The sequence below is a fragment of the Streptomyces sp. 150FB genome (assembly GCF_000818195.1).
Classification (GTDB): Bacteria; Actinomycetota; Actinomycetes; order Streptomycetales; family Streptomycetaceae; genus Streptomyces.
This window is the reverse complement of record NZ_JTHL01000001.1, coordinates 2,780,018-2,784,025: the sequence shown is the minus strand read 5'-3', so window position 1 is coordinate 2,784,025 and position 4,008 is coordinate 2,780,018. Positions and strand designations below refer to the sequence as shown.

Below are 4,008 nucleotides of genomic sequence, written 5' to 3'. Positions count from 1 at the left end.
GCACCGGCGCGGGCAGCGTGCCCGCCCTGCCGCGCCGGGTTCCCGGGGTCCCCGGTGAGGCGAGCGCCGGAGCCACCACGGCCGCCGCACACGCCAGCGCCACCACAGCGGCGACCAGCCACACCTGCCCGGTGGACGCCTTCCCGAGCCGCAGTCCGATGGCGGTCAGCGCGCTCCGGTCGGCGAGCAGCCGGGTCAGCGGCCCCGCGAACAGCGGCGCGCAGAGCGCGGCCGGCACCGCGAGCAACAGGGCCTCGGCGGCGGCCAGCAGGGTGATCCGGCGCCGCGATCCGCCCCGGGCGCGCAGCAGTTCGGTCTCGCCGGCGCGCTCGGTGCTGAGCAGCCGGGCGACGAGCAGCAGCGCGTAACCGGCGAGCAGCACCAGTTGGACGGCGACGATCATCAGCGTGGACCGGGAGACGAGCAGGGCCCGTTGTGTCCGGTCGAGCACGGCGGGCAGCGCCGTCCGTACCTCCGGCGCGCCCCCGGCGAACGCCCTGTCGGCCGCGAGAGCCTTGGGGCCGTGCTCGGCGGCTTCGCGCAGCGCGCCGATCCGGCCGGTGGTGACAGTACGGAAGTCGCCGGTCGCCAGCCAGGACGTCTCGCCCGAACTGAGCCGTCCCGAGGCGAGGTCGGCGCCGTCGGTGAGCAGTGGTCCGTAGGTGGTGAAGACGACCGTACGCACGCCACGGCCGTGCAGCTCGTCCAACTGCCAGTAGACGTCGGTGAGATCGGCCGCGCGGTACACGCCGGTGACGCGGATACGTACGGGGGTGCCGGCCACGCGGTCGGTGAGCGTCAGCGTGTCGCCCGTCTTCAGGCCGAGCCGGGCGGCGGCCTCCTGGGGCAGCGCCACCGGCACCGGGGGCCGGGTGCCGGCCGTGGCCTTGGGCCAGCCGCCGCTGACGAGCCGTACGCGGGAGCGGTCGAGGGTGGCGAAGTGGGTGAGGTCGGGCTGATCGTCATCCGCTGCGTCCGTGGCGCCCGAAGCGCCCGGCAGGGCGTACGCCCCCGAGGTGGCCAGCTTCCGTACGGTGACCGGCAGCCCGTCGAACGTACGCCGGGCACCGGCGGCGACCGCCCGGTCAGCGCCCCCTGGAGCGGCGCCCGGTCCGGCGGACGCGGCCGTGTCCGCGTTGACGACAAGAGCGGCCGAAGCGGCTTCCCTGCCCTGGAGGGTGTCGCGCAGCGCCGCGTCCCCGATGGAGCCGGAGAACGCGGCGAGGGTGGCCAGTACGGACGTCGTCAGCAGCACGGCGAGCAGGGCGGCCAGCAGCAACAGCCGGTGCGCGCGCACCCGCAGAAACAGAAACCCCGCCACCTGTTCCCCCTGATCAGCCCGTTCGCGTCCCCCGACAGCATTTTCGGGCTTTTCGGGATGCTCTCAGAGAGAAGGGGCAGACGAAAGCGCTTCCGGGACGGGCTTGATCGGATTGTGATCGGGGTTGCCCATGTCTGATCGGGCCCTCGATCAGGCGATGGGCCCGGTCATCGGCCCGGCGGTGGGGTCACCCCGCCGGGCGACAGGTCAGCCGGCCGTGTTGACCATCGAGGCCGCGGCGTAGACGAAGTAGTCCCAGAGCTGTCGCTCATGTGCCTCGTCGAGCCCCAGCTCGTCGACGGCGACCCGCATATGACCGAGCCAGGCGTCGTGCGCGGCGCTGTCGACCGCGAACGGCGCGTGGCGCATCCGCAACCGGGGGTGTCCGCGCTGGTCGCTGTAGGTGCGCGGGCCGCCCCAGTACTGGATGAGGAAGAGCGTGAAGCGCTCTTCGGCCGGTCCCAGATCGTCCTCCGGGTACATCGGCCGCAGCAGCGGGTCCTCGGCGATCCCCTGGTAGAAGCGGTGGACCAGGCGCCGGAAGGTCTCCTCGCCGCCGACCTGCTCGTAGAAGGTCTGCTCCTGAAGCGTGCCGCGCGGAATCTCGTTCACCCCTCCATCGTCGCAGACCGCCCGGCCGAGGACCGTGGGCTTAGGCACTCTCCGGTGCGGACCTAGGACTTCCGTACCTTCACGGCAAACCCGCGCCCGCGACGCGCCGAGGCCCACTCGCCCCGGACCCGGCCACCCGGGACAGTGGAGGCATGGGCGCACACGGGGACGACGGCGGGTACGAACCGGACGACAAGGCGGCCGCCGAGGCGCGCGCCGCGCTGGTGCGGGAGATCGAGGCGAAGGGCGCGCTGTCCGATCCCGCCTGGCGCGCGGCGTTCGCCGACGTACCGCGCCATGTCTTCGTGCCGTACTACTTCGTCCCCCGCCCCGGCGGTTACGACCGGCTGTGGCGCGGGGATCCGGACGGCGCGCGGCGGCAGCGCTGGCTGAAGGGGGCGTACGGGGACGGCGCACTGGCGACCCGGGTGCGCGACGGTGAGCTGATCTCGTCGAGCAGTCAGCCCTCCCTGATGGCCCAGATGCTCACCACGCTGGAGGTCACGGACGGCAATCGTGTGCTGGAGATCGGCGCGGGGACCGGCTACAACGCGGCGCTGCTCGCACACCGCCTCGGCGACGAGCGCGTCACCACCCTCGACCTGGACCCGGAGATCACGGAGTCCGCGCGGGGACACCTCGCCGCCGCGGGCTACCGGCCGGCCGTGGTGACGGGTGACGGCGCGCGCGGCTACCGGGGGCGTGCGCCGTTCGACCGGATCATCGCGACCTGCACGCTGCCCTCCGTACCGCAGGACTGGCTCGCGCAGTGCGCGCCGGGCGCGCGCATCCTGGCGCCGCTCGCCACCGGCCTGATCACGCTGCGGGTCGGCGAGGACGCGAACGGCGTGTACGGGGAGGGACGCTTCCTGCACACGTCCGCCTACTTCGTGCCGCTGCGCGGCGCCCCCGGCGCCGAGGTCGTGTCGCAGCGGCGGCTCGGCGGCCTGCCGAGACGCGCGACCGAGAACGACCTGTTCCGCTTCATGCTCACGCTGACCTCGGGCAGCCTCGACCCACACGAGGCGTTCTCCCTCTGGGAGCGCGAGCACCGGCCCGACCGCGAGCGGTTCGGGATCACCGTCGGCGGCGGGCGCCAGTGGGCGTGGCTGGACGACCCGGCGGGGCCGTACGTATGGCCGCTCGGCCGGACCTGACCGGCCGGCGCGGCCCCGTACGGCCCCCTCACGGGCTCAGTCGCGGCGGATCGTGATCGTCGTCCAGGCGCCGACATGCACCCGGTCACCATCGGCGAGCGTGATGGGGACATAGGGCTGTATCGGGTCCTCGGCGCCGTTGAGCGTGGTGCCGTTGGTGGAGTTCTGGTCGACCACGGCCCAGCTCCCGTTCGGCTGCTGCACCAGTATCGCGTGCTGGTGCGAGACACCGGGATCCTCCGGCGGTACCGACAGGTCGACATCCGGGGACTCGCCCGTCGAGTGCCTGCGCCGGCCGATGGTGACCTGCTTCCCGGTCAGCGGCAACCGCTGCTCGGGGGAGTAGGCGGGCAGGTTGAGACCGGTGGCCTCGGGACCGCTGCGCTGCATCATCGCCATGAAGTAGTCACGGTCGGGGCCGATGACCGCGCTCCAGTTCGCCGGGGCGGCCGCCGACGGCGGGTACTGCTGCTGCGGGCCCCCTTGCTGAGACGACTGGGGTGACTGGGGCTGCTGCGGTGCCTGGGGCGCCTGTGCCTGGAACGACGGACCGGCCGGCGGACCCGGCGGCTGCTGGCCCTGGGTCTGGTACGGCGGAGCCTGCTGCTGCGTGGGCGGGGGCGGTACCGGGGCACCCCAGGCGGGCGGCTGGTACGAGGGAGCTTCCTGCTGCGGGGCCTGCCGCTGGGGCGCCTGAGGCGCCTGCGCCTGCTGCGGGACCTGGGGCCCCGACGGCGGCGGCAGCGTCCAGTCGTCCTCCGCGCTCCGCTGCGGCAGGGGCGGCGGCGCGGGGGGACCCTGCTGCTGGAAGGAGGGCGGGGACGGCGGGCCCTGCGAAGGATCCTGCGCGTACGAGGGGGGCCGGGGCGGTCCGGGCTGCTGCGGTCCCGGTTGCAGCGGTCCTGGCTGCCGCGGTCC

Annotated in this window: 4 protein-coding genes; 1 reads left to right on the top strand and 3 read right to left on the bottom strand. The window is 73.9% G+C overall.

Annotated features, from left to right (window positions below):
• The coding region (locus tag QR77_RS48535; RefSeq protein WP_040021499.1) for an FtsX-like permease family protein at window positions 1-1,321 on the bottom strand (1,321 nt) is incomplete at its 3' end.
• A 207-nt stretch (window positions 1,322-1,528) separates the two neighbouring features.
• A complete protein-coding gene (locus QR77_RS11695; protein ID WP_040021498.1) occupies window positions 1,529-1,933 on the bottom strand; it encodes a globin in 405 nt (134 codons plus the stop codon).
• Between the two features lie 152 nt (window positions 1,934-2,085).
• On the opposite strand from QR77_RS11695, the gene QR77_RS11690 reads away from it, so the two are divergent.
• Entirely contained in the window at window positions 2,086-3,090 is a 1,005-nt protein-coding gene (locus tag QR77_RS11690; RefSeq protein WP_040021496.1) for a methyltransferase domain-containing protein, read from the top strand.
• Between the two features lie 36 nt (window positions 3,091-3,126).
• Here the strand turns inward: QR77_RS11690 and QR77_RS48530 are convergent.
• Window positions 3,127-4,008 (bottom strand): FHA domain-containing protein (locus QR77_RS48530; protein WP_236710605.1); only part of this gene is annotated, 882 nt, incomplete at its 5' end.

Coding starts and splice junctions, on each gene's coding strand:
- QR77_RS11690 (WP_040021496.1), top strand. CDS start 2,086: ATGGGCGCACACGGGGACGACGGCGGGTACGAACCGGACGACAAGGCG.